Source organism: Luteimonas sp. 3794 (genome assembly GCF_031456825.1).
Classification (GTDB): domain Bacteria; phylum Pseudomonadota; class Gammaproteobacteria; order Xanthomonadales; family Xanthomonadaceae; genus Luteimonas.
In genome coordinates this window covers 1-23,372 of sequence record NZ_JAVDVJ010000019.1, presented here as the reverse complement: position 1 = coordinate 23,372, position 23,372 = coordinate 1, and the positions used below count along the sequence as shown (strand labels likewise).

21 protein-coding genes are annotated in these 23,372 nt (G+C 66.8%); 13 read left to right on the top strand and 8 right to left on the bottom strand.

What is annotated here, in order from left to right; translation table 11 throughout:
• The first annotated feature begins 34 nt into the window (after positions 1-34).
• The 5 genes from J2X52_RS16840 to J2X52_RS16820 all read left to right on the top strand — a co-directional run bounded on the left by J2X52_RS16840 (position 35) and on the right by J2X52_RS16820 (position 5,603).
• Positions 35-991, top strand: coding sequence for an ABC transporter ATP-binding protein (locus J2X52_RS16840; RefSeq protein ID WP_310156099.1), 957 nt, complete (start codon positions 35-37; stop codon positions 989-991).
• The gene (locus J2X52_RS16835; RefSeq protein ID WP_310156097.1) at positions 991-1,761 is read left to right on the top strand and encodes an ABC transporter permease; all 771 of its coding nucleotides are present in this window, start codon (positions 991-993) and stop codon (positions 1,759-1,761) included. The genes J2X52_RS16840 and J2X52_RS16835 overlap by 1 nt, the downstream gene beginning before the upstream one ends.
• A 32-nt stretch (positions 1,762-1,793) precedes the next feature.
• Positions 1,794-3,656, top strand: a complete 1,863-nt coding sequence (locus J2X52_RS16830) for a CIA30 family protein (RefSeq protein ID WP_310156093.1) — start codon at positions 1,794-1,796, stop codon at positions 3,654-3,656.
• Between the two features lie 56 nt (positions 3,657-3,712).
• The gene (locus J2X52_RS16825) at positions 3,713-4,915 is read left to right on the top strand and encodes a sensor histidine kinase (RefSeq protein ID WP_310156090.1); all 1,203 of its coding nucleotides are present in this window, start codon (positions 3,713-3,715) and stop codon (positions 4,913-4,915) included.
• A gap of 67 nt (positions 4,916-4,982) precedes the next feature.
• On the top strand, positions 4,983-5,603 hold the full coding sequence (locus tag J2X52_RS16820) for a response regulator transcription factor (protein WP_310156179.1): 621 nt from the start codon (positions 4,983-4,985) through the stop codon (positions 5,601-5,603).
• A gap of 64 nt (positions 5,604-5,667) precedes the next feature.
• Here J2X52_RS16820 and J2X52_RS16815 read toward each other — a convergent pair whose 3' ends face one another.
• Positions 5,668-7,035: a VOC family protein gene (locus J2X52_RS16815; RefSeq protein ID WP_310156087.1), complete on the bottom strand. Its 1,368-nt coding sequence runs from the start codon at positions 7,033-7,035 to the stop codon at positions 5,668-5,670.
• 180 nt (positions 7,036-7,215) lie between these two features.
• Here J2X52_RS16815 and J2X52_RS16810 point away from each other — a divergent pair, with 180 nt between their 5' ends.
• A complete protein-coding gene (locus J2X52_RS16810) occupies positions 7,216-7,641 on the top strand; it encodes a hypothetical protein (protein WP_310156084.1) in 426 nt (141 codons plus the stop codon).
• Between the two features lie 7 nt (positions 7,642-7,648).
• On the opposite strand, the gene J2X52_RS16805 is transcribed toward J2X52_RS16810, so the two are convergent.
• From J2X52_RS16805 to J2X52_RS16775, 7 genes are all read right to left on the bottom strand, one after another.
• Complete coding sequence (locus J2X52_RS16805) at positions 7,649-9,010, bottom strand: leucyl aminopeptidase family protein (protein WP_310156081.1); 1,362 nt, start codon at positions 9,008-9,010, stop codon at positions 7,649-7,651.
• A gap of 28 nt (positions 9,011-9,038) precedes the next feature.
• Complete coding sequence (locus tag J2X52_RS16800) at positions 9,039-9,752, bottom strand: HAD-IA family hydrolase (RefSeq protein WP_310156078.1); 714 nt, start codon at positions 9,750-9,752, stop codon at positions 9,039-9,041.
• Between the two features lie 79 nt (positions 9,753-9,831).
• A complete protein-coding gene (locus tag J2X52_RS16795; RefSeq protein WP_310156076.1) occupies positions 9,832-10,953 on the bottom strand; it encodes an AI-2E family transporter in 1,122 nt (373 codons plus the stop codon).
• A gap of 37 nt (positions 10,954-10,990) precedes the next feature.
• On the bottom strand, positions 10,991-11,599 hold the full coding sequence (locus J2X52_RS16790) for a hypothetical protein (RefSeq protein WP_310156073.1): 609 nt from the start codon (positions 11,597-11,599) through the stop codon (positions 10,991-10,993).
• On the bottom strand, positions 11,596-12,111 hold the full coding sequence (locus J2X52_RS16785; RefSeq protein WP_310156176.1) for a phage holin family protein: 516 nt from the start codon (positions 12,109-12,111) through the stop codon (positions 11,596-11,598). Before J2X52_RS16785 ends, J2X52_RS16790 begins: the two co-directional genes overlap by 4 nt.
• Before the next feature lie 21 nt (positions 12,112-12,132).
• Entirely contained in the window at positions 12,133-12,489 is a 357-nt protein-coding gene (locus J2X52_RS16780) for a hypothetical protein (protein ID WP_310156070.1), read from the bottom strand.
• A gap of 59 nt (positions 12,490-12,548) precedes the next feature.
• Positions 12,549-13,979, bottom strand: a complete 1,431-nt coding sequence (locus tag J2X52_RS16775) for a Do family serine endopeptidase (RefSeq protein WP_310156067.1) — start codon at positions 13,977-13,979, stop codon at positions 12,549-12,551.
• A gap of 262 nt (positions 13,980-14,241) precedes the next feature.
• On the opposite strand from J2X52_RS16775, the gene J2X52_RS16770 reads away from it, so the two are divergent.
• From J2X52_RS16770 to J2X52_RS16740, 7 genes are all read left to right on the top strand, one after another.
• Positions 14,242-15,405, top strand: a complete 1,164-nt coding sequence (locus tag J2X52_RS16770; protein WP_310156064.1) for a serine hydrolase domain-containing protein — start codon at positions 14,242-14,244, stop codon at positions 15,403-15,405.
• Positions 15,406-15,817: 412 nt separating this feature from the next.
• Positions 15,818-19,099: an LAGLIDADG family homing endonuclease gene (locus tag J2X52_RS16765; protein ID WP_310156061.1), complete on the top strand. Its 3,282-nt coding sequence runs from the start codon at positions 15,818-15,820 to the stop codon at positions 19,097-19,099.
• Between the two features lie 167 nt (positions 19,100-19,266).
• Positions 19,267-19,965, top strand: coding sequence for a hypothetical protein (locus tag J2X52_RS16760; protein ID WP_310156057.1), 699 nt, complete (start codon positions 19,267-19,269; stop codon positions 19,963-19,965).
• Positions 19,966-20,248: 283 nt separating this feature from the next.
• Entirely contained in the window at positions 20,249-21,031 is a 783-nt protein-coding gene (locus J2X52_RS16755; protein WP_310156055.1) for an NrdJb, read from the top strand.
• 159 nt (positions 21,032-21,190) lie between these two features.
• Positions 21,191-21,643: a hypothetical protein gene (locus J2X52_RS16750; protein WP_310156052.1), complete on the top strand. Its 453-nt coding sequence runs from the start codon at positions 21,191-21,193 to the stop codon at positions 21,641-21,643.
• Positions 21,643-22,002, top strand: a complete 360-nt coding sequence (locus tag J2X52_RS16745) for a hypothetical protein (protein WP_310156050.1) — start codon at positions 21,643-21,645, stop codon at positions 22,000-22,002. The genes J2X52_RS16750 and J2X52_RS16745 overlap by 1 nt, the downstream gene beginning before the upstream one ends.
• A 486-nt stretch (positions 22,003-22,488) precedes the next feature.
• Entirely contained in the window at positions 22,489-23,313 is an 825-nt protein-coding gene (locus J2X52_RS16740) for a hypothetical protein (RefSeq protein ID WP_310156048.1), read from the top strand.
• The last annotated feature ends 59 nt before the right edge of the window (positions 23,314-23,372 follow it).

Here is a 23,372-nt window from a genome sequence, read left to right as displayed (position 1 = left end):
GGCACGAAACTGCGGGGAATTCGGAGGAACCGCGATGCACCCAGCCCCGCTCATTGCAGATACCGCGCTGCACGCACTGCCGCCGCTCGCCAGCCTGCGCGGCGTGCGACGTCGCCGCGGCGCCGTGCAGGCACTCGATGGTGTGGATCTCACGCTGCCATCCGGTCAGGTCACCGCGCTGCTCGGCGTCAACGGCGCCGGCAAGACCACCGCGATCGAGGTCCTGCTCGGCCTGCAGCCCGCCGACAGCGGTGAAGTCTCGCTGTTCGGGCGGCATCCGTCGGATCTCGAAGCGCGCCGGCACATCGGCGTGATGCTGCAGCAAGCGCAGTTGCCGGAGCGGTTGCAGGTCGGCGAACTGCTCGCACTGACGCGCAGCTGGTATCCGCAGCCGCGCAGCGTCGCCGACTGCGTCGCACTCGCAGGCCTCGATGGACTGCTCGACCGGCGTTACGGCCGGCTGTCGGGTGGGCAGCAGCGCCGCGTGCAGTTCGCGCTCGCGTTGTGCGGGCGACCGAAGCTGCTGTTCCTCGATGAACCGACCACCGGCCTCGACATCGGCGCACGCCAGCAGGTGTGGCGTGCGATCCGCAGCCTGGTCGCAGACGGTGTCGGCATCCTGCTGACGACGCATTACCTGGAAGAAGCCGAGACACTGGCTGATCGCGTCGTCGTGCTCGATGCCGGCCGTGTGCGCGCCGACGGCAGCGTCGGCGAGATCCGCGCGCAGGTCGCGCAGCGACGCATCCGCTGCACGAGCGTCGTGCCGCCCGCGGTCGTCGCGAGCTGGCCGGGCGTGCGCAAGGCGGAGACCGTCGATGGGCAGCTCGTCGTCATGGCCGAGCAGGCCGAGGCGGTGCTGCGTCGCCTGCTGGAAGCCGATCCGCAGCTCGGCGATCTTGACGTGCAGCGCGCCGGCCTCGCCGAGGCCTTCGTCGCGATGACGGCGTCCAGCGAGCCCGTCTCCGATTCGAAGCAGGAGGCCGCGTGATGGACATGACGATCGAGACCGGCGCGCGCGCGCGCCTGTGGCGCTGCTATCTGCTCGACACGCGCTGCGAACTGCTGCGGCTGCTGCGCGAGCCGATGTACATCATTCCGACGCTGCTGTTCCCGGCGCTGTTCTATGTGATGTTCGGCCTGCTGCTCGGCGGTCGCGGCAGCGGTGAGGCAGCGCGTTACCTGCTGGCGACCTACGGCGTGTTCGGCGCGATGGGCGCGGGCCTGTTCGGCTTTTCGGTCACGCTGGCGATCGATCGCGAACGCGGCTTCTTCGCCCTGCGCCGCGCACTGCCGGCCCCGCCCAGTGCCTGGCTCGTCGCGCGGATGCTGATCGCGATGCTGTTCGCACTGGGCATCGTGCTGGAGCTTGCGCTGCTGGCAACGGTGTTCGGCGGCGTGTCGCTGGCGCCGGGGCAGTGGGCGCTGCTGTGGACGGTGACCGTGCTCGGCGCGCTGCCGTTCTGCGCGATCGGCCTGCTGCTGGGCAGCCTCTCCAGCGCGAACGCGGCGCCGGCCTGGGTCAACCTGCTGTTCCTGCCGATGGCCTTCCTGTCCGGCCTGTGGCTGCCGCTGTCGATGCTGCCCGCCGTGTTCACAACGCTCGCGCCGGTGTGGCCGGCCTGGCATCTGGCGCAGGTCGCGCTGGGCGCGACCGGACAGGCAGTACCCACGCCGCTGTGGCTGCACCTGCTGGTACTGGTCGTCGTGACCGTGGCCTGCTGTGTGCTCGCGCTGCGCCGCCTTGCGCGCGCGGTCTGAAACCATCCGCTTCGACAGTGGAGGACGCAGTGATGCAGACACGTGCGCACGGCCAGCGTCGCTGGCGCGGTGTGATGGCAGTCGCGGCCCTGGTGGGAGTGCTCGGCCTTGCGGTGGTGCTGGTGGGGCGGGAACAGACGCTGCCACCGGCAGCAGCGCCGGCAGTGAGCACGACCGGTGCTGGATTCGCGATCCGTGACGTGCGCATCTTCGATGGCGTCGATGTCATCGAGCGCGGCACCGTCGTGGTGCGCGACGGCCTGATCGAAGCGGTCGGCGCCCACCTCGCGGTGCCGGATGGCATCACCGTCATCGATGGCGCAGGTCGCACGCTGCTGCCCGGTTTGATCGACGCGCACGTGCACGCCTGGGGCGACGCGCAGCAGGACATGCTGCGCGTCGGCGTCACCACCGGGCTCGACATGCACGGCACGCCGGAACGCCTGCCGGCGCTGCGCGCACAACGCGAATCCACTGCGCCGACCACCCACGCCGACCTGTGGGCCGCAGGCTATGCGATCACCGCGCCCGGCGGGCACGGCACGCAGTACGGATTCCCGGTGCCGACCGTCGACGCCGGCACGGATATTCCGGCCTTCATCGCCGCACGGTTGGCCGAAGGCGACGACTTCATCAAGCTCATCGTCGAGGATCTCAGCGGCTACGCGACGGGCCGCACCTTGCCGACGCTGAGCGCCGCACAGGTCCGCGCCGTCGTCGACGCGGCGCACGCGCACGGGCGCATCGCCGTCGCCCACGCCTCCACGCAGGCCAGCGCCCGCGAGGTGCTGGATGCCGGCATCGACGGCTTCGTGCACGTGGCCGACGATGCCGTCGCCAGCGACGCCTTTGTCGCCGACGCCGCAGGTCGTGATGTGTTCGTCGTGCCGACCCTCGTGGTGATCGCCTCGGTGGCAGGCATGGATACGGGGCGGCGGCTCGCGGACGATCCGGCGCTGTCGCCATGGCTGACGCAGGAACAGCGCGACAGTCTCGGCGCGCGCATGTCGACGCGGCCCAGGGCACGCCGCATCGTCGATGCGATCGATAGCGTGCGCCGCCTGCATGCGGCAGGTGTGACGATTCTTGCCGGCAGCGATGCACCCAACCCCGGAACCGCCCAGGGTGCGAGCTTGCATGGCGAACTCGCATTGCTGGTGCAGGCCGGGCTGACGCCGCAGCAGGCGCTGGTCGCGGCGACGTCCGCCCCGGCCGCGCGCTTCGGCATTGCCGACCGTGGCCGCATCGCGCCGGGCCTGCGCGCGGATCTTGTGCTGGTCGAAGGCAACCCGCTCGACGACATCACCGCGACCCGACGCATCGACACCGTGTGGAAGAACGGCGCGCGCGTCGAACGCGTACAGCCCGCTGCTGCTGCAGCTACCGCAGGCGCTGTGCCGGGCGACACCCGCATCAGCGATTTCGAAGCCGGTCTCGATGCGCGCTTCGGCAACTGGGCGCCGACCACCGATCAGATGGCCGGCGGGGCGTCGACCGTCGCCCATGCACGCATCGCCGGCGGCGCGAATGGATCGGCCGGTGCGCTGCAGGTCTCGGGCGAGATCAAACCGGGCTTCGCGTTCCCGTGGTCCGGCGTGATCTTCTTCCCGGCCGCGCAGGCGATGCAGCCCGCGGATCTGTCATCGCGCCGCGAACTCGTGTTCCGCGTGCGTGGCGACGGGCGCCGCTACAGCGCCCTGCTGTTCTCCGGCGCATCGCCGAGCGCGATGCCGGCGATGCAGCGCTTCGACGCCGGCAGCAATTGGACCGAAGTGCGCCTGCCGCTCGCCGGGTTCGCAGGCGCAGATCTGTCGCAGGTGCGCGGCATCGCATGGACCGCCGGCCAGACCGACGGCGCATTTGCCTTTGCACTCGACGACGTGGAACTGCGCTGAGATGCAGGCCGAGCGCCACGGCCCGGCACGGACGCCACTTCTGGCGGGCGCCTGAGATGGCTACGCTGCGCGACATGCAGACCGACACCACCGCCACGACGATGCGTACCTTTGCCGGCCTGCGGGCCGCACCGGATTCCATCATCGGGGCCGCGCTGCGGCAGGGCCGGCCAGCGTGGAGCGAAGGTATCCACGTGTTCTGGTCGGTGTGGGTGTTCGTCGTGCCGATGTTCTCGCCGTACGGGTACGACCTGCGCTGGTTGCTGCTGACGCTGTTGTCGTATCCGGTCTTCATTGCCCTGTTCGCCGGCGCGCTGTTGTTGCCGGCGCGCCGCTCGCCGTGGTGTGCGCTGGGCATGATTGCGCTGTGCTTCGGCCTGCTGCCCTGGTACGTGTCGGGCCTGAGCTACTTCGTGTTCGGCTGCGTGTTCCTCGGCGCGCTGTCGCGCACGTCGGTCTGGCGTTACGTGCTGGCGCTGATGGTCTTCAACGCGGTGCTGCTGACCTGGGCGCGGGCGCTCGGCTATCCGTGGGCGGCGCTGGCCTGGATGCCGGTGACGACGGTGATGATCGGTCTGCTGGTGCACGCGGAGCGGCTGAAGAACCGCCAGGACGCCGCGCTGCGGTTGTCGCACGACGAGGTGCGCCGGCTGGCCGCGGTCGGCGAGCGCGAACGCATCGGCCGCGACCTGCACGATCTGCTCGGCCACACGCTGTCGATGGTCGCGCTGAAAGCTGATCTCGCCGCGCGCCTGGTCGAGCGCGATCCCAATGGGGCGCAGCGCGAGATCGGCGAGGTCGGCGGCATCGCCCGCGATGCGCTGACCCAGGTGCGACAGGCCGTCAGCGGCATCCGCGCCGCAGGTCTGGCCGCGGAACTCGCGTCCGCGCGCCTGCTGCTGGAAACCGATGGCGTGGCGTTTGCTTACAGCCTCGACGAACACGTCGCGGGCGCCGGCCTGTCGCCCGCCGTGGAGACTGCCCTGGCGATGACGTTGCGCGAGTCGGTGACCAACCTGCAACGCCACGCGCATGCGCACACCGCGCAGGCGCAGTTCACGCGCGAAGGCGACACGATCCGGTTGCAGGTCAGCGACGACGGGCGCGGCGGTGCGATCGTGCCCGGCAACGGCCTGGCCGGCATGCGCGAGCGCATCGAAGCAGTGGGTGGCCAGTTGCGCATCGACAGCGGCGCCGACGGAACGCGGATCGATGCGGTCATTCCGCTGGGCGTGACGCACGCAGCGCCGGACGGATGATCCGCAACGCATGCGTCCGCTCGCCTTTCCAGCAACGCCCGCTGCTACCGTCATCGCCATGCCACGCATGCCCACCCCCGAAGCGCCGATCCGCATCCTCATCGCCGAGGACCAGGCGATGCTGCGTGGCGCGCTGACCGCGCTGCTGAATCTCGAAGACGATCTGTCGGTGGTCGGCAGCGTCGGCGATGGCGAATCAGCCTGGCGCGAGTTGCAGCGCCTGTCGCCGGACATCCTCGTCACCGACATCGAGATGCCAGGCCTGACCGGCCTCGAACTCGCACAGCGCATCCAGCGCCACGCACTGCCGGTGCGCGTGGTCATCGTCACCACCTTCGCGCGCGCAGGTTTTCTGCGCCGCGCGCTGGATGCCGGTGTCGGCGGCTATCTGCTCAAGGACGCGCCGGCCGAACAACTCGCCGAGGCCTTGCGCCGCGTGCACGAAGGCGGCCGCGCGATCGATCCGCAGCTCGCGCTTGAAGCCTGGAGCGAACCGGACCCGCTGAGCGAGCGCGAGCGGCAGGTGTTGCGTCTGGCCGGGCAGGGCATGAGCGCCAGCGAGATCGCCGCGCAGTTGAAGCTCTCACACGGGACGGTACGCAACTACCTGTCGGAGGCGATTGGAAAACTGGGTGTCGGGAACCGGATCGAGGCGTATCGGTTGGCGCGGCAGAAGGGGTGGTTGTAGTCACAACTCAGTCGCGCGCGGGATCTACTCCCTCCCCCGCCTGCGGGGGAGGGCTGAAAGCGACTCAGCCCGCCAGCCCCACCGCCACCAGCGACTCCCGCTCGATCCGCGCATAGATCCCAAATTCGTCATGCACCTTCGCACCCAGCGCCGCCTCGAACGCGTCGCGGTTTGATTGCGCCGCAAAGGCGCGCTGTTCGCCGCCGCCGAGGTTCGACTGGAAGATGCCGGCCGCGCTGACCGGCAGGAAATCCTCGTAGACCACCGGGTCGGCCGTCACCAGGCCGGCTGCGATCGCATCGTCCACATTGCCACGCGCAACAGCCGATGGATCCGCACGTCCCGCATCGGTCAGCGCGTAGCGGTAATAGCCGAGTCCCTCGCGACGCAGCGTGTCGTCGTCGTCCGGGAAATCCTTGAACGCCGCGGCCAGGCGCGTGGCGTAGTCGCCGGTGCTGCCTGCGCCGCCGGCATCGCGTGCACGCGCGAGCAGGCTGTCGTAGAGCGCGCGGCCCTTGGGCGTCAGCGCGAGGCCACGCTGTTCGATCTCGCCGAAGCGCGCGGTGTGCGTGCCGGCGTCGGCGCTGGCGCCGGCCGGAAACAGCACCGGCTCCTGCAGCGCCTTGAAGCTGGTCTGGCGCAGCAGGATCGGGCAGCGGCGGCGCGGCGGCCCTTCGATGACGGCCTTGGCATCGATGCCGCGCGCCTGCATCGCGGCCTGCGCGGCGTCGATGTCGAGCGTGCGCGGCGTCAGGTGATTGATGTGCGGGCCGCGGAAACAGACCACGTCGGCGATCAGCCGATGCGCTGAGAGCAGCGCCTGGTAGGTCGCGTGCGAGACGGTGGCTTCGCTGTGCCAGCGAAAAGTTTCCAGCGCTTGCGCGACGAACTCGGCGGCTTCTTCGGCGTTCAAGCCGCCGGCCTGCTCGAAGCGTTCGATCAACGCCAGCGCGCGCGGGGTGAAGATCTCGCGCGCGTCCAGAATTGCAGCGGCTTCCTCGCGCAGCGCGGCGTCCTCGATCAGTTCCAGCCGCAGCAGCGAGGTGAACACCCGGAACGGATTGCGCGCGAGCGCCGCAGCCTCGACCGGGCGGAACGCGGTCGCATGCACCGGCACACCGGCGACGGCGAGGTCGTAGTAGCCGACCGGATGCATGCCCATCACCGCGAACAGGCGCCGCAACGTCGCCAGTTCGCGCGGCGTACCGACGCGGATCGCGCCGTGCCGCTCGGCATCCAGCCGGTCGAGCGCATCGCTGCGCTGCAGGCGCGCGGCGAGCGAGGGATCGTCGGCCAGCGTCGCAGCGTTTACCTCAGACACCAGTTCCATCAGCGCGCCGTACAGCGGCACTTCGTCGCGATACATGCGCGACATCGCCTGCGCGAACAGGCTGCGGATCTCGTCGGGGGACAGCTGCGTCGAAGCGTTCATCGGGGACCGGATGGAGGACCGGGCAGTGCCCGGCGAAGCGCCCATTTTCGCCTGCCGGCGGCGGCTTCGGGAACTTCGCCCGCAACGGCGTCGTGTCCGCTTCAGGCGCCGGCCCTTGGATGGGCCGAAAGTCCCTCGCTGCTACGCTATGCACCGTCGCCGCAGACCAAGGACCACCCGATGCAGACCCGAATGCCGCTGGGCGCCCGTGTGGTCGCGCTGACCGCGCTGCTGTGGAACCTGTTCGGCCTGCTGGTGTTCGCGCTGCAGGTGTCGATGACGCCCGAACAGCGTGCCGCGCTGCCGCTGGACCAGCAGCAGATCAATGCGGCGATGCCGGTCTGGATCTACGGGTTGTTCGGTCTGGCGACGCTGGCGGGATCGGCCGGTTCGGTCGCGCTGCTGTTCGCGCGTCGCTGGGCAGAGCCGATGTTGCGGGTGTCATTCGTTGCGATCGTCGTGCAGATGCTGGCCAGCTATGCGCTGACGCCGGTCTGGTCGCTGACCGGGCTGCGCGGCCTCGGGTTCCCGCTGCTGCTGATCCTGGTCGTCGCCGCGGTCTGGCTGTTCGCGCGCAGCGCCGCGCGTCGCGGCTGGTTGCGCTGACGCCGCCTCAGACGCGCGACTTCAGCAACGCCCATGCCGCGCGCAGGCCCAGCGCCTCGCCACCCTGCGGATGGCCCGCGCGGCTGCTGTCGTTCCAGGCATAGGTGTCGAGGTGCGCCCACGGCGTGCCCGCCGGCACGAAGCGCTCGAGATACAGCGCCGCGGTGACCGAGCCGGCCATGCGTGAGCCGGCGTTGGCGATGTCGGCGATGCCGCTGGTGAGGTAGCGCAGGTACGGCCGCCACAGCGGCATGCGCCACACCGGGTCGCGCGTCGCTTCGCCGCCGGCGATCCAGGCATTCGCCAGCACATCGTCGTTGCAGAACAGCGCCGGCAGGTCCGGGCCCAGCGCGATGCGCGCCGCGCCGGTGAGCGTGGCGAAATCGAGAATCGCATCCGGCGACTGCTCGCCGGCGAACGTCAGCGCATCGCACAGCACCAGGCGGCCTTCGGCGTCGGTGTTGTCGATCTCGACGCTGATGCCCTTGCGCGTGGCGATGACGTCGCCCGGACGGAACGCATCCGGGCCGATCGCGTTCTCCACCGCCGGCACCAGCAGGGTGATGCGCAGCGGCAGCTTGCGCGCCATCACCAGTTCGGCCAGCGCGATCGCATGCGCCGCGCCGCCCATGTCCTTCTTCATGTTGCGCATGCCGTCGGCCGGCTTGATGTCGAGTCCGCCGGTGTCGAAGCACACGCCCTTGCCGACGATCGCGACATGCGGATGCGACGCCTCGCCCCAGCTCAGGTGCAGCAGGCGCGGCGCGCGATGCGAGGCGCGGCCGACCGCGTGGATCGCGGGGAAGTTCTGTTCGAGCAATGCATCCCCGGCGATGCTCTCGAAGCGCGCGCCGTGTGCGTCCGCGATCTCGCGCACCACCGCTTCCATCTGTTCGGGGCCCATGTGCTCGGTCGGCGTGTTGACCAGATCGCGCACGCGCGTGGTCGCCGCAATCACGTCGACGGCTTCGGCATCGGGCGCATCGACCGCGAGCCGCGCCGGCTTGCGTGCCGTCGTCTTGTAGCGGGCGAACCGGTACGCGCCCAGGCCCCAGCCGAGCTGCAGCGTCGCCGCGTCGTGCGCGCCGGCCACGCGCCAGTCGCCTTCCGGCAGGCCGTAGACCGCATGCGCGTAGCTGTCGGGATCGAGCGCGTCGCCGATGCCGAGCACCGCGCCTTCGAGACCGCCATCGCCCGGCAACAGGGCCAGCGCGCCGGGCGCCGCGTCGAAGGCCTGCGCATCGAGCCAGGCCTGCACCGACGCCGGCTGCGTGTCGCGCCAGGCGGCGTAACCGTCGCGCGCGACGATGTGCAGCGGACGTGCGTCCTGCGAGGTGGTGGCGAAGAGGTCGGTCGTGGTGTCGGTCATTGGGGGAACCTGTTTCAAGTGCAGCGTGTCAGGTGCGGTCGGCGACGGTCGGTACGGCATCGAGCCAATCGGCGAGCGCGGTGAGCATGTCGAATTCGAGATCGGGCGCGAGCGTCGGGTGTTCCCAGCGCCTGTCTTCGCGGTTGATCCAGCAGGTGCGCAGTCCCGCACGCGCGGCGCCCGCGACATCCATCTCGATGTGGTCGCCGACGTGCAGCACGTCGCCATGCGCGCAGCTCAGTCGATCGCAGGCGGCGTGGAAGATGCTCGCGTCGGGCTTGGCCACGCCGTGTTCGCGCGAGCCGAGGGTGAACGCGAACAGATGGCCGATGCCGACGCGGTCGAGATCCGCATTGCCGTTCGTCACCGCCGCCACCGGCACCTGCGCCGCAATGCGTTCGAGCGCGGCGAGGCTGTCGGGGTAGTACTCGACCTTGTTGCGCTCGGCGTAGAACACCTCGTAAGCCGCGTCCAGCAGGCCCAGATCACCGCCGCTGTCGCGCAGCGCGTGTTCGATGGTGAGCTGCCGCAGCGCGGACAGGTCGTGCATCAGGTGCGCGTTCTCGGCGAACACCCGCGTGCGCAGATCGCGCATCTTCTCGATCGGATACATGTCCGCCGTCGCGGGGCTGTGCTCGCGCAGGAAGGCATCCAGTGTCTGCTCGACCCGCGCGCCGATCGGCGCGAACGGCCACAGGGTGTCGTCGAGATCGAGCGTGATGGCGCGGATGGGGAACGTCATGCGGCCATTGTAACGAGTGGTCCCGTTGCCCCTGCGGAACGGCGCGTCCCGCAGCGGCGCGCAGCAGCCGCCCGGCGGCTCAGCCCAGCAGCCGCGCCCAGCCCTCGAAGCCTTCCACGCGCTGCAGCACCAGCTTCACACAGACCAGCAGTGGCACCGCGAGCAGCAGGCCGATGATGCCCCACATCCAACCGAACACCAGCAGCGCCAGCACCAGCAACAGTGGCGACAGGGCCATGCGCCGGCCGAGCACGATCGGTGTTACGAACTGGCCTTCGATCGTGTGCAACAGCAGATAGATTGCCGCCGGCACCAGGGGCGCCCAGGCCGCGGTGGGCCACGCGCCGTCATAGCTGATGAAACCCATCAGCAGCATCAGCAGCAGGCCGATCAACGGACCCACATACGGCGCGAAGTTGAGCAGCGCCACCAGCGTGCCCCACAGCAGGGCGTCCTGCAGGGCGAATCCCATCCAGAGCAGTACACCGGCGAAGGTCGCACCGAGCAGGGTATTGATGATCGAGATCGTCAAGACGTAGCGCGAGATCTCGCGTTCGATCGAATGCATGATGTCGACCGTGAGCTTGCGGCGTTGCCGGTCCGGCAGCAGTGCGATCGCGTTGCGCTGCAGGTTTTCGCCGTAGACCATGAAGAAGAACGTCAGCAACACGACGGCCAGCACGGAGGCCAGCATCTTCGGCGTCGCAACCAGGGTGCGCCACGAGGCGTTGTCCTGGATCTCGACCAGCTGCACGCGCCGCTGCGGCCGGTTTTCGGTGGCCCGCGCGAAGGATTCGGCCGCCTGGTTGGCCTGGTGCACGGGCTGGGTCATAGACTGCAGCCTCGGTGCCAGCGTGCGCAGCTGCTTGGGCGCCTGCTGCACCCACTCGCTGGCCGGCCCATAGAGCTGCACGCCGAGCGCACCGGCCGCTACCAGACCGGCCGACAGCACCAGCAAGGCGCCGAGGAAACGCGGGATCCACAACCGGCGCAGACCACGCAACACGGGATTGCCGACGAGCGCGAAAAACATCGCCAGCAGCACCGGCAGAAAAACGCCCTGCGCGGCCCACAGTGTCACCAGCACCGCCAGCGTGGTCAGCACCACCAGTGCCGTAGACGCGCGCGGCCGCGGTTCCACCGGCGTCGGCACGGGAAGCGGCGCGTCGTCGTCCGGCGGCGGTACGGTGGGCACACTCATTGCGATGACTCCACGCGGTCAGGGAAACGGGCGCTGCTCAGCGCCCGGATTCCGACAGCTCGGTCGCCGCTTCAGCGGGACGCGGCTGTTCCGACAGCACCGGGTCGGGACGTCTGCGATCGGGTCGCGGCGTCGATGCACTCGCGGACGGCGTCGCGCCGGACTGCGTCTGGGCACCGGCGGACTGGTGTTGCGTCGCGCCGGAGGCGGCCTGCTGCACCTGCACCGCTGCAGCAGCGCCAGCAGCGGCAGCCGCTTGCGTATCGGTCGTGCCGTCGGTCTTCGCCGCCACGTTGTCGGCCGCCTCGTCGGCGGTCTGCGCCGCGTCGTCCGCCGTCTCTGCGGCTTTTTCCGCAGTCGCGGCAGCCACCGTCGCCTGCACCGAGGTCAACAGCCCCGACAACGCACTGATGAGTTGCAAGGACTTCGGGCCGCCCAGCTTGCCAAGGCGCACAAGTGCGCGTCGCGGCTCCAGATGCCCGGTCGCAAATCCCATCACCAGACCGGCGATCAGGATGCGCGGCGGTGTCCAGGCTTCGCGCCAGCTTGTGGTCAACGCGCGATAACGGTCCGTGGTCTGCACCACGCGACCATCGACCAGTGCCTCGGCACGGTCGACACGATTCTTGAGGCCTTCGAAATTCATGGCGTCTTCGCCCTGTCGGATGCGCTCGTGGAAGCGGGCAGGCCCGCTTCCTCGTCGTCATCGTCGTGACCGGCTTCGGAAAACATGCCCAGGCGCGCGAGCTGGCGGCGCGTCGCGTGCATGCCGGCGTAGTCGAAGAACACCGAGACACGCCATGCGGCGATCGCGGTGACGATCAGACTGATCAGCGTCGCAATGGAAATCGACGCCAGCCACGACAGGCCCCACGACTGCAGCAACGCAATCGCCGCGCCCATCGCCAGCAGCCACGCGGATGCACCGAACACCACCGACACCGCCGACCATGCCAGCGCACGCCCGAGGGCACTGCGCGACAAGGCGAAGTCGGCCGACATCAGCTTGCGCAGGGCGCGGCCGCTGTCGAGTCCGGAGCTGAAGGTTTCAGTGGCCGCCGCACGGATGCGGCGGATGCTCTCGTCGAGATGCGGGGTTTCGCCGGGCGCACGCTCTGCGCTGCCGGCGGGTTCCTCGCGCGGGTCTTCCCCGGTCACGCGCTCGGTCACGAAGCGCGCTTACTTGCTGCGCGCGAGCTTGGCGATGATCCAGCCTGCCGCGAACGCAGTGCCGAACGCCGCGATCGGACGCTCGCGGATCAGGTCGGCAGCGCTTTCGACCAGGTCACGGCCCTTGTCGAGCAGCACGTCGTACTGTTCCTTGGCGGCAGTGCCACCTTCCTCGAACGCAGCCACACCGGCCATGGCGGAATCGGCGAGGTCGGATTTCACGGTTGCACGGCCGAGCTTGAGCTCGTCGGCGGCGACGCTCGCTGCGTTCTTGACCGCGGCGCCTGCATCGCGGGCGGCCTGGGTCAGGTGGGAACCTGCCTCGCCAAGATGGGTCTTCACCGCGTCGGTCGAAGTGGGGCTCATGGTCGTGCTCCTGTCAGTTGAACGATGCCCCGCGGAAAGCGAGGCACGGGGGAATGGCGTCAACGCATGATCACGTCGTTGATGCGTCCACGGCGTGAAATGCGCAGCACCAGATCGGATGGGCGATCGGCCAGCGAGTCGCGGAAGCCGGCGAGGTCGCGGAATTGCCCGCTGTTCGCCGCGAAAATCAGATCGCCATCGCGCAGTCCGCTCTGGAAGGCGCGGCTGCCGGGCTCCACTTTTTCCACCAGTACGCCGCCGGCGCGCTGGTTCTGCCGACGCAGCGCTTCGGGCAGATCGGCGAACGTCGCACCCGTGAGCCGCGCGTCGACGCTGGCGCCGTCGCGTGGCAACGCAGTCAGTCGCGTGTCCACCTTCACCGTGCGGCCGTCGCGCAGCACTTCGAGCGTCACCGGCGTGTCGATCGCCTGCAGGCCCTGGAAGTTGCGCAGCGATTCGCTGTTGTCGATGCGCTGGCCGTTCGCGGAGATCACCACGTCTCCGGTGCGCAGGCCGGCGCGTGCTGCGGGCGAACCGCCGTACACGCGCGTGACCACGGCGCCGCGCGGGTTGTCGAGGCCCAGGCCCTGGGCGATCCGCGCATCCACCGTCTGCGTGTCGATGCCCAGCGTGCCGCGCTGCACGCTGCCGGTCGTCGCCAGCTGGGTCATCACGTTGCGGGCCAGGCCGATCGGAATTGCGAAACCCAGGCCGATGTTGCCGGCCATGCTGCCCTGGGTGTTGAAACTCGCGGTATTGATGCCGACCAGCTGGCCGCGCAGATTGACCAGCGCGCCGCCCGAGTTGCCCGGGTTGATCGACGCATCGGTCTGGATGAAGTTCTGGAAGCCCACGCCCGGCACGTTGCTGCGGCCGACCGCCGAGATGATGCCCGAGGTCACCGTCTGCCCGAAGCCGAACGGGTTGCCTACCGCGACGACGAAATCGCCGACCTGCAGGTTGGCGTCCTGCGCCAGCGGAATCGCGGTGAGGTTGTCGGCCTTGATCCGCATCAGCGCGATATCGGTGTCCATGTCCGAGCCGATGAATTCCGCCTCCACCGTGCGCCCGTCGGACAGCGTCACCGACACATCGTCCGCGCCTTCGATCACATGGTGATTGGTCAGCACGTAGCCCTGCTGCGCATCGACGATCACGCCCGAGCCCAGGGATTCGTTGATCCGCTCCTGGCTCAGTTCGGGGAACATGCGGCGGAAGAACGGGTCGTTGCCGAACGGGCTCACCCGCACGCGTTGCTTGGTATGCACCGACACCACCGACGGCGTCACCGTCTTGAGCATCGGCGCCAGCGACGGCAGCGGCGCGCCATCGACCGCGGTCGGCAGTGCGGCCATCGTCGGCACCGCGGTCAGGCCGCCGGGCGTGGCGCCGGCCGGTTGCTGCACCACATCGCGTATCGCAGTGGCGGCGAAGCCACCGAATGCGGCGGCGCAGGTCAAGGCGAGGAGGGTGGTGGTCTTGGCGCGCATGGAACGTCCCCTGTCGGCGGTGCGTGGTGGTCGCGGCACGTGGAAGATCGGGTGGAGCGGGTCGAACGCCGGTGAACAGCGGCGCTGCGCACCAGTGTCGTTGCCAGTGCTTGAATCGGTGTTGAAGTCCGCATTCATGCGGTTGCCCGTCGTGCTCGTCAAGCCTGTGCCGGCGGCGTGGCCGAATCTCATGCGGGTGATTCCATCGTCGATGGCGCCGGCCATTGCTAAGCTCGGCATGGTCCGCCACGGGGGTGACGTCATGCGTGACAGGTACTGGCTCGGTGTCGCGTTGATGTGGGCCTGGGCCCTGCCCGTGGGCGCGGCCGCGCCCACGGCTTCGGCACTCGATGCCGAGATCGCACGCGCGATGGCCGCCACCGGCGCGCAGGGACTGGCGATGGCGGTGATCGAGGACGGCCAGGTCGTGCACGTGCGCAGTCACGGCAAGCGCAATGCCGCTGGTGATCCGCTGACGCCGAACACCGTCATGTACGGCGCCTCCCTGACCAAGGCGGTGTTCGCCCACACGGTGATGCAGCTGGTGGATGCAGGCGCGCTGGATCTGGACCGCTCGATCGCCGATCTGCTGCCCCGGCCCCTGAGCGACTACCCCACCGAGCCGGGCTACGCACCCTGGGGCGACCTGGCAGGTGATGACCGCTGGCGCGCGATCACGCCACGCATCCTGCTCACCCACAGCGCCGGCTTCGGCAATTTCGCCTTCCTCGAACCCGACCGCAGGCTGCGCATCCACTTCGATCCGGGCAGCCGCTACGCCCACTCGGGCGAGGGCATGATCCTGCTGCAGTTCGTGCTCGAGCGCGGCCTCGGCCTGGATGTGGGCGAGCAGATGCGCCAACGCGTCTTCGAACCCTTCGGCATGACCCGTACCGACATGGTGTGGCAGCCGGCATTTGCCGACGATCTCGCCGACGGCTGGCGCGCAGACGGCAGCGGCGAGCCGCACGATGCGCGCAGCCGGGTCCGCGCGGCGGGCTCCATGGACACCACCATTGCCGACATGGCGAAGATGGCCGCCGCGTGGATCCGCGGCGACCGTCTCACCGCACAAGGCGCGGCGGAACTGACACGGCCGCAACTGGCGATCACCACCGCCAGCCAGTTCCCCACGCTGCAGGCCGAGGCCGACGCGGCGCAGCGGCATGCCGGACTTGCCGCGGGCTTGGGCGTGATCGTGTTCGACGGTCCGCAGGGGGCGGGCTTCTACAAGGGCGGGCACAACGACAACACCGGCAACACCTGGGTGTGCGTGCATCGCGGCCGCCGCTGTGTGGTGATCCTGGCGAACGACGTGCGCGCCGAAGCGGCATTTCCGCATCTGGTGCGGTTCGTGCTCGGCGAGACCGGCCTGCCCTGGCGGTGGGAATACGGCGACATGGCGTTCTGGGCGCCTGCGGACTGAGAGCGCGATGCGCCTCTGCGCGTGCAGTGCGCGCACGACCGCCCTTGCTGCCCCGCACGTTGACGCCGGTCGGGCACCGGCGTAGCGTGGGCCGTCCTGTCGTCCACTACATCTTGGGTGCGGGCGCCGGCGGCGCCCTACGGATAGGGTTTCGACGGAAAACCGTTTCGTCGCCGCAATGGGGAAAGCCAGCGATGGAAGATCGCGGGTCGAGCATGCCGGACCTCTGCCAGCGCAGGCCCACAGGGCCGCTGCCTCCGTGCGCTTTCGCCATCCCGTCATCGGGCGCCGCCACCTGCCACACACCATCGCGCCGCGGCTCGCGCCACGCGTGCGCAGTGCGCGCCCGTTCCACACATCCACACCGCGTCGGCACCAGCCGGATCACGGTTTCGAAGGAGAGTGCAACACCATGAGCACGGTTCGCCTCGCGGCGGTGAAGTCCGATACCGGTCCCGACATTCCGATGCAACCCGCGTCGGACGACATCTGGGACAAGAAGTACCGCCTCAAGACCAAGCAGGGCGTGGCCGTGGATGCCGACATCGACGGCACCTACCAGCGCGTGGCGAAAGCGCTGGCCGAAGCCGAGACCACCGTGGAGAAGCAGCGCCACTGGCACGAGCGCTTCCTGTGGGCGCTGCGCCGCGGCGCGATTCCCGCCGGCCGCATCACGTCCAATGCCGGCGCGCTGGAACACAAGCCCGCGACCAGCACCATCAACTGCACCGTGTCGGGCACCATCGTCGACTCGATGGACGGCATTCTCGAGAAGGTTCACGAGGCCGGCCTGACCTTGAAGGCCGGCTGCGGCATCGGCTACGAGTTCTCCACGCTGCGGCCAAAGGGCGCGTTCGTCGCCGGCGCCGGCGCATACACGTCCGGCCCGATGTCCTTCATGGATATCTACGACAAGATGTGTTTCACCGTGTCGTCGGCCGGCGGTCGCCGCGGCGCGCAGATGGGCACCTTCGACGTCAGCCATCCCGACGTGCGCGATTTCATCCGCGCCAAGCGCGAAGACGGCCGCCTGCGCCAGTTCAATCTCTCGCTGCTGATCACCGACGGCTTCATGGAAGCCGTCGACACCGACGCCGACTGGCCGCTGGTGTTCCCGATCAACGAGAAGGAAGCCGCCGATTTCGACCTCGCCGATCCCGAACAGGTGATCTGGCGCGAATGGCCGCAGACCAGCAGCTACGTGTCGCGCGAAGACGGCCTCGTCGCCTGCAAGGTCTACGGCAAGGTCCGCGCGCGGCACCTGTGGGACATGATCATGGTCTCGACGTACGACTACGCCGAGCCGGGGTTCATCCTCATCGACCGCGTCAACGAGATGAACAACAACTGGTGGTGCGAGACGATCCGCGCGACCAACCCGTGCGTCACCGCCGACACCTGGGTGCAGACGGGCGAAGGGCCGCGGCAGGTCTCCGATCTGGTCGGTCAGCAGTTCGCCGTCCGCGTGGATGGGGGCGACCACCTGACCGGCGCCGAGGGATTTTTCCGGACAGCCACCAAGCCTGTTGTGCGGCTTGCCACCCGCGAAGGGTATGGGCTGCGTCTGACCGCCGACCATCGCGTGCGGCGAGCAAGCCGCGTCACACGGTGGTCCCTCGATACCGAATGGTGCGCGGCTGGCGATCTGCAGCCGGGCGACCGCGTGCTGCTCAACAATCATCGCGACGGGGCGACGTGGGCGGGCGACTACACCCACGACGAGGGCTTCCTGCTCGGGCTACTGCTCGGCGATGGCGTGCTGAAGGCCGATAAGGCCGTGTTGTCGGTCTTCGTGCCCGCCCAGGTCGCCAACGGTGCGCCGGTGGGGTTGTCGTCGGGCACGTACGCATTGATGGACGCGGCGGAACAAGCCGCGCGAACGCTGCCGCATCGCGCCGATTTTGATGGCTGGTACAGCGTGGCAGGCCGCAGCGAATTCCGTCTCTCGCTGGCCGCGCTGAAACGTCTGGCAGAACAAGTGGGCATGTCACCCGGCAACAAGGTGATCTCGGCAGCGCTCGAGCGTAGTTCGAGTGACTGCCATCGCGGCTTTCTGCGAGGGCTGTTCGACAGCGACGGCTCGGTGCAGGGCAGCCAGCTCAAGGGTGTCAGCGTGCGTCTGGCGCAAAGCGATCTTCCGTGCCTGGAGGCGGTGCAGCGGATGTTGCTGCGTCTGGGTATCGCGTCGACGATCTACTGCAACCGGCGCGGGGCGGGCCTGCGCGCATTACCCGATGGGCGCGGCGGGCACGCCGACTACGCCGTGCGTGCGCAACATGAGCTTGTGATCAGTGGCGACAACGTCGAGGCCTACGCCCGGACGGTCGGATTTGCTGACGCGGACAAGGAGGCCCGTTTGTGGCGCTTGATCGGCGACTACGTGCGCGCGCCGAATCGCGAGCGGTTCCTGGCCACCGTGACGTCTGTGACCAGCGATGGCATGGAGGACGTCTACGACGTGCAGGTGCCCGGCATCAACACCTTCGATGCGAACGGCCTGCACGCACACAATTGCGGCGAGCAGCCGCTCCCGCCCTACGGCGCCTGCCTGCTCGGTTCGGTCAATCTCACCAAGTTCGTGCGCAAGCCGTTCACCCGCGAAGCGAGCTTCGACTGGGAGGAATACAAGGAAGTCGTGCGGGTGTTCACCCGAATGCTGGACAACGTGGTCGAGGTCAACGGACTACCGCTGCAGAAGCAGCGCGACGAGATCATGCGCAAGCGTCGCCATGGCATGGGCTTCCTCGGCCTCGGCAGCACGGTGACCATGCTGCAGATGAAGTACGGCGAGCCCGACTCCTGCGAGTTCACCGAGCGCATCGCGCGCGAGATGGCCGTCGCCGGCTGGGAAACGGGTCTGACGCTGGCGCAGGAAAAAGGCCCCGCGCCGATCATGGAAGAACGCTTCGAAGTCACCGCGGCCATGCTGCGCAAGCGCCCGGAAATGGCGGCTGACGGCTGGAAGATCGGCCAAGAGATTCCCGGCAAGGTGCTGCACGCCAAGTACTCGCGCTACATGCAGAAGATCGCCGAGGTCGCACCCGATCTCGTCGACCAGCTCGCCGAAGCCGGCGCGCGCTTCACCCACCACAGCTCGATCGCGCCCACCGGCACCATCTCGCTGTCGCTGGCCAACAACGCCTCCAATGGCATCGAGCCGTCCTTCGCGCACCACTACAGCCGCAACGTGATCCGCGAAGGCAAGAAATCCAAAGAGAAGGTCGACGTCTTCTCGTTCGAGCTGCTGGCCTACCGCGAACTCGTCAATCCGAAGGCCATGCCGTACTCAGAAGACCCCGATGCGCAGCTGCCGGACTACTTCATCGCCGCCGACGACATCACGCCCAAGGCGCATGTCGACGTGCAGGCCGCCGCGCAGGTCTGGGTGGACAGCTCGATCTCCAAGACCGCGAACGTCCCGACGGACTACCCGTACGAGGACTTCAAGGACATCTACCGCTACGCCCACCAGCAGGGCCTCAAGGGCTGCACGACGTTCCGCTTCAACCCCGCCGCGTTCCAGGGCGTGCTGGTGAAGGAAGCGGATCTCGCCAACACCACCTACCGCTTCGAGCTGGAAGGCGGCGAAGTGCTGGAGGTCGCCGGCAACGAACAGATCGAATACGACGGCGAAATGCACACCGCCGCCAATCTGTTCGACGCGTTGAAGGAAGGGTATTACGGCAAGTTCTGAGCACCGCCCGATGCGTCGGCGGCAACGCCGGCGCAGAGGATGGCAGCACACGCCGCACTCGCACCACCGCTGCATCCGCAATTGCTGCTCCCCTGCGCACCGGCTTCGCGCTACATTTCCGCCGCGGACAAAGTGCTCCGTAAAGTTCACTGACGAGGACACCGATAATGAGTAACGGAAACGGGGTTGCCGATACCCTGACGCACGCCGCCGAGGATGTCGCCGAGAAGGCGAAGGACATCGTCGCCGAGGTCAAGAAGCGCGCCAGCGCTGTCGCGAAATCCGCGAAGAAGAGCGCGCAGGACGTCGAGAAGACCGTCACCAAGCGCGTCACCAAGGTGCGCAAGGCCGCGACCAAGCGCGCCGAAACGGCCAGCAAGGCCGTCAGCAAGCGCGTGACCGCGGTGAAGAAGTCGCTCGCCGCCGCCAAGACCGCCGCCTCGTCCGAGATCGCCGCGCTCAAGCGCAAGGGCGCCGGCAAGACCGCGACCAAGAAGACCGCCAAGAAGGCGGCGGCGAAGAAGGCCACCGCGAAGAAGGCTACGGCCAAGAAGGCAGTCACCAAGAAGTCGGTGGCGAAGAAGTCGGTCGCAAAGAAGGCACCGGCGAAGAAGGCCGCCACCAAGAAGTCGGCAACCCGCAAGACCGCCGCCAAGAAGGCCGCGACCACCCGCAAGGTCAACGCGACCAAGAAGACCGTCAAGAAAGCGGTGAAGAAGGTCGCCAAGAAGGCTGCCGCCAAGACCGCGACCGCCAAGCGCAGCGTCGCCGCCCGCAAGGGCGTCGCCAAGAAGACGGTCAAGACCGCCAAGCGTTCGGTCGCCGCCAAGAAGGGCGCCGCCAAGCGCGCGTCGAAGAAGGCCTGATCCATCTGCTGAAGCCGCGCTCTCGATGAGCGCGCGGTCGCTCAAAGCCCCTCTCCCTCTGGGAGAGGGGTTGGGGTGAGGGAAGAACGACGTCCCAATCTCCACCCGCCCAGCTTCAAAGCCCCTCTCCCTCCGGGAGAGGGGTTGGGGTGAGGGAAAGACGACGTCCCGATCCCACCGACCGCAGTTGCAAAGCTTCTCCCCGGGGAGAAGGAGAGCCGCAGTCCGCGCGCTCCCGACTCCCACCAGCCGCACCAACACCGCCCCACCCAGGACACCCGCCATGGCCGTCAAGATCGACCGCAAGATCACCGGATACGCCGTCGTCAAACCGGAAGACAAGGCTATCGAAGCCTCGTCCGTCCCGCGCGAGGTCGTCGAGGCGGAACTGCCCAAGGCCGATGTCATCCACATGCACGAGCGCATCGAGCGCCCGGAAGTGCTGATCGGCAGCACCTACAAGATCAAATCCCCGCTGGTCGAACACGCCATGTACGTGACGATCAACGACATCGTGCTCAACGCCGGCTCCGAGCACGAACAGCGCCGCCCGTTCGAGATCTTCATCAACTCCAAGTCGATGGATCACTTCCAATGGATCGTCGCGCTGACGCGCATCATGTCCGCCGTGTTCCGCAAGGGCGGCGACGTGACGTTCCTGGTCGAGGAAATGCGCGCCGTGTTCGATCCCAAGGGCGGCTACTTCAAGGCCGGCGGCGTGTACATGCCATCGCTGGTCGCCGAGCTCGGGATGATCGTCGAGGACCACCTCAAGTCGATCGGCATGATGCACGACCCGGAAATGTCCGACGCCCAGAAAGCCCTGATCGCCGAGAAGCGCAAGCAGATCGCCCAGCGCGAAGGCTCAAAAAAAAACAGTGACGTGAGCGGCGCGCCGCGCGCGCCCAGCAGCGCCGACGACCACCCCGAAGACATCGAAATCACCGGCGACGGCGCGAGTTTCCCGCCGTCCGCGACCATGTGCCACAAGTGCAGCACCAAGGCGCTGGTGCTGATGGACGGGTGTGCGACGTGTTTGAATTGCGGGTACAGCAAATGCGGGTGAGATAGCTGTTAATAACGTAGAACTAGAGTTGCAGTCAGTCGTTTAGAAATGAACTTGGGCTGTTTGAGGCATTACGCACGACTGCAGCGCGCATCGTGGAATGACTCAGTAAAGTGTGACGCCCATCGATGTCATCCAATTGCGACGGACACTTGACACATGAGTATGTGGCTGGCGATAGGGAAATCGATGGTAGCAACCTTGGAGGTTGCCGCGGATATTGGAACGATAGTTGCGTCTGCAATCGCCGTCTGGATATTCATAACGAAGCGAGCTGAAATCACTTCTTTTATACGTACGATCTCAACGTTCGTGCACCAAAATAGCTTGGCAGAGCTTCGCTTCAAGCTTGAAAAGTTGAACGATCTCAATGCAAACGACCCCGCCAGTCGCGCAGAGGCCGTGAGTCTTTTTCACGACATCTGCGGACAGATTGATGGAAGTCCGCTTCTGAAGCCCAGGCTTTCCAATTTATGTGATCGTATTCGTGACGGCACCGGCGGAAGACGCTTTAACGAACCTTTGAAAAGATCACTCGTGAGCGAACTTCGCGAATCGCTTCGCCATATTGACCTATCCGACTACGCAGAAAACATGCGGGAAGATGTCTGATGAAAATCGTACAAGCCGTAAACGCCATGATCTCGAAGAAAGAGAACATCCGTAACGTAGTAAAGCTATCTAGCGCAGAATTTTTCTTTCACTACGCATCACACCGATGGTCCATCCTGCACAACGATGATGGCTATTTACTTCAGTACTATCCAGGTGAGGTGACCGCGGACGAGATCATTGCTGCCAGTTCCGACCCTTGGCACGGTGACATCGTTTCGGTGACGTATACGACCGCAGAGCTGCGCACCCGGGAGGCACTCCAATCATTCGCTGACCTTTACCGAATCGTCAAAGAAAAGTTGTACAACGTTGACACGGTGCTGGACGACATCATCAGTCAAGATTTTCATTTCTAGATAAATACCGTCGAAACAGGGGATAAAGTGCAGTATCATTCACTTGATGGTTCAAAAACCAGAGGAACGATTGGTCTCCAAATGGGCGATCGACCACCCACTAATAGCTTCGCCTTTTGGACGCGCGCGTTTAACTGATGCGAGGCGGCCCTGCCTCGATCCTCAAGACGCCGCGCATCATTTACCTGTTGCGCCTCCTCTGCGCCCTCAGTGGCCTAGCTTCCGGTCCTTCTGACAATCGGAGCGTAATGCGGAGACCCCGGCGAGCCGAAGCTCGGACGCGAGTGGGCTGCAGTCCGTTTGCGTACGGGCCACCGGCTCGCGGACCAATGCGGCTCTGCATACCGCATCCGATCGCGCTACGCTTTCCTAGTCAACTGGCTAGCAGCGCACCAAAGTAATACGACCACACGCAAAGCTTCTTCCCTTGAAGCACCCGGTCCAAGTTGAGGCGCTATTGGTGGGTAGACCAAATCTAGGGGCAAGATGAACGCAGAACAGATCCATGCACTCGCGCAAGTTATCGCAGCCGAGCAGACCCCAACCTGGGCGTCTTGGATTGTATGGGTGGCGCTGATAGCGGTTGCCAGTGCAGTTGGAGCCTTTGCTGGCGCCTACCTACGAAAGCGGGGTGAGAACTATGCGACCAAGCAGGACTTCGACGAGCTGAAACAGCGGTTGCGTGAAACGACCGAAGTTGCCGAGCAAGTTCGCATCGACCTTGCACACAACGATTGGATGAGTCGTGAGTGGAAGCTGTTGAGGCGGCAGAAGGCTGAGGAACTTTTGGCAGCACTCAACGCAAGCGTTCAGTACATCGATGAGAAAAGCGTTGCTATTGTATTCGATGGTGAAGAGTCAATCGACCCTAATCCCGGAATCAAGGTTTCTACGCTTACGCTTCTCTACTTCCCTGAATTTAATCGATTGGCTTCGGAATTCGTGATGCTCGCGGCGCATATTTCTAGTGTTCTGATGCAGCACTCGATTCTGATTGGCCGAGCGAGAGGCACAATTGGGGAGCTAGCGGCCGCGAAGGATAAGGCCGATAAGGAGGCTCATGGACTTTCCATTTTACTTAAGCTGATTGCCTCTGATCTGAAAACGTGTGTGGCGAACGAAATGGCCGCGATGTCTGGAGTAGCAATCCCGTTCCCGAGCTTCAGCCCACCAATGACGAGGCTGCCGGCCGCGCTTTTTCAGGTGCTTGCGCGTAATTTCAATGTTGTAGCGGCAGCTGCTTCGAGCGAAGTGGGTGACGATAACGGAGTCAGGTTGGAGTGCCCCGGGTTTCTCGGACAAGGAACCTAGGGCACATACCCTAGGCGATTGAACTGCTTTTCGTATTGATCAGGCGATTTGTAACCCAG

Bases quoted from the DNA above. Each gene is read 5' to 3' on its own strand.
- J2X52_RS16840 (WP_310156099.1), top strand. From the start codon at position 35: ATGCACCCAGCCCCGCTCATTGCAGATACCGCGCTGCACGCACTGCCG.
- J2X52_RS16820 (WP_310156179.1), top strand. From the start codon at position 4,983: ATGCCCACCCCCGAAGCGCCGATCCGCATCCTCATCGCCGAGGACCAG.
- J2X52_RS16755 (WP_310156055.1), top strand. From the start codon at position 20,249: ATGGCCGTCAAGATCGACCGCAAGATCACCGGATACGCCGTCGTCAAA.
- J2X52_RS16750 (WP_310156052.1), top strand. From the start codon at position 21,191: ATGAGTATGTGGCTGGCGATAGGGAAATCGATGGTAGCAACCTTGGAG.
- J2X52_RS16805 (WP_310156081.1), bottom strand. From the start codon at position 9,010: ATGACCGACACCACGACCGACCTCTTCGCCACCACCTCGCAGGACGCA.
- J2X52_RS16790 (WP_310156073.1), bottom strand. From the start codon at position 11,599: ATGAATTTCGAAGGCCTCAAGAATCGTGTCGACCGTGCCGAGGCACTG.
- J2X52_RS16770 (WP_310156064.1), top strand. From the start codon at position 14,242: ATGCGTGACAGGTACTGGCTCGGTGTCGCGTTGATGTGGGCCTGGGCC.
- J2X52_RS16810 (WP_310156084.1), top strand. From the start codon at position 7,216: ATGCAGACCCGAATGCCGCTGGGCGCCCGTGTGGTCGCGCTGACCGCG.
- J2X52_RS16740 (WP_310156048.1), top strand. From the start codon at position 22,489: ATGAACGCAGAACAGATCCATGCACTCGCGCAAGTTATCGCAGCCGAG.
- J2X52_RS16765 (WP_310156061.1), top strand. From the start codon at position 15,818: ATGAGCACGGTTCGCCTCGCGGCGGTGAAGTCCGATACCGGTCCCGAC.
- J2X52_RS16835 (WP_310156097.1), top strand. From the start codon at position 991: ATGGACATGACGATCGAGACCGGCGCGCGCGCGCGCCTGTGGCGCTGC.
- J2X52_RS16825 (WP_310156090.1), top strand. From the start codon at position 3,713: ATGGCTACGCTGCGCGACATGCAGACCGACACCACCGCCACGACGATG.
- J2X52_RS16795 (WP_310156076.1), bottom strand. From the start codon at position 10,953: ATGAGTGTGCCCACCGTACCGCCGCCGGACGACGACGCGCCGCTTCCC.
- J2X52_RS16830 (WP_310156093.1), top strand. From the start codon at position 1,794: ATGCAGACACGTGCGCACGGCCAGCGTCGCTGGCGCGGTGTGATGGCA.
- J2X52_RS16800 (WP_310156078.1), bottom strand. From the start codon at position 9,752: ATGACGTTCCCCATCCGCGCCATCACGCTCGATCTCGACGACACCCTG.
- J2X52_RS16760 (WP_310156057.1), top strand. From the start codon at position 19,267: ATGAGTAACGGAAACGGGGTTGCCGATACCCTGACGCACGCCGCCGAG.
- J2X52_RS16815 (WP_310156087.1), bottom strand. From the start codon at position 7,035: ATGAACGCTTCGACGCAGCTGTCCCCCGACGAGATCCGCAGCCTGTTC.
- J2X52_RS16745 (WP_310156050.1), top strand. From the start codon at position 21,643: ATGAAAATCGTACAAGCCGTAAACGCCATGATCTCGAAGAAAGAGAAC.
- J2X52_RS16775 (WP_310156067.1), bottom strand. From the start codon at position 13,979: ATGCGCGCCAAGACCACCACCCTCCTCGCCTTGACCTGCGCCGCCGCA.
- J2X52_RS16780 (WP_310156070.1), bottom strand. From the start codon at position 12,489: ATGAGCCCCACTTCGACCGACGCGGTGAAGACCCATCTTGGCGAGGCA.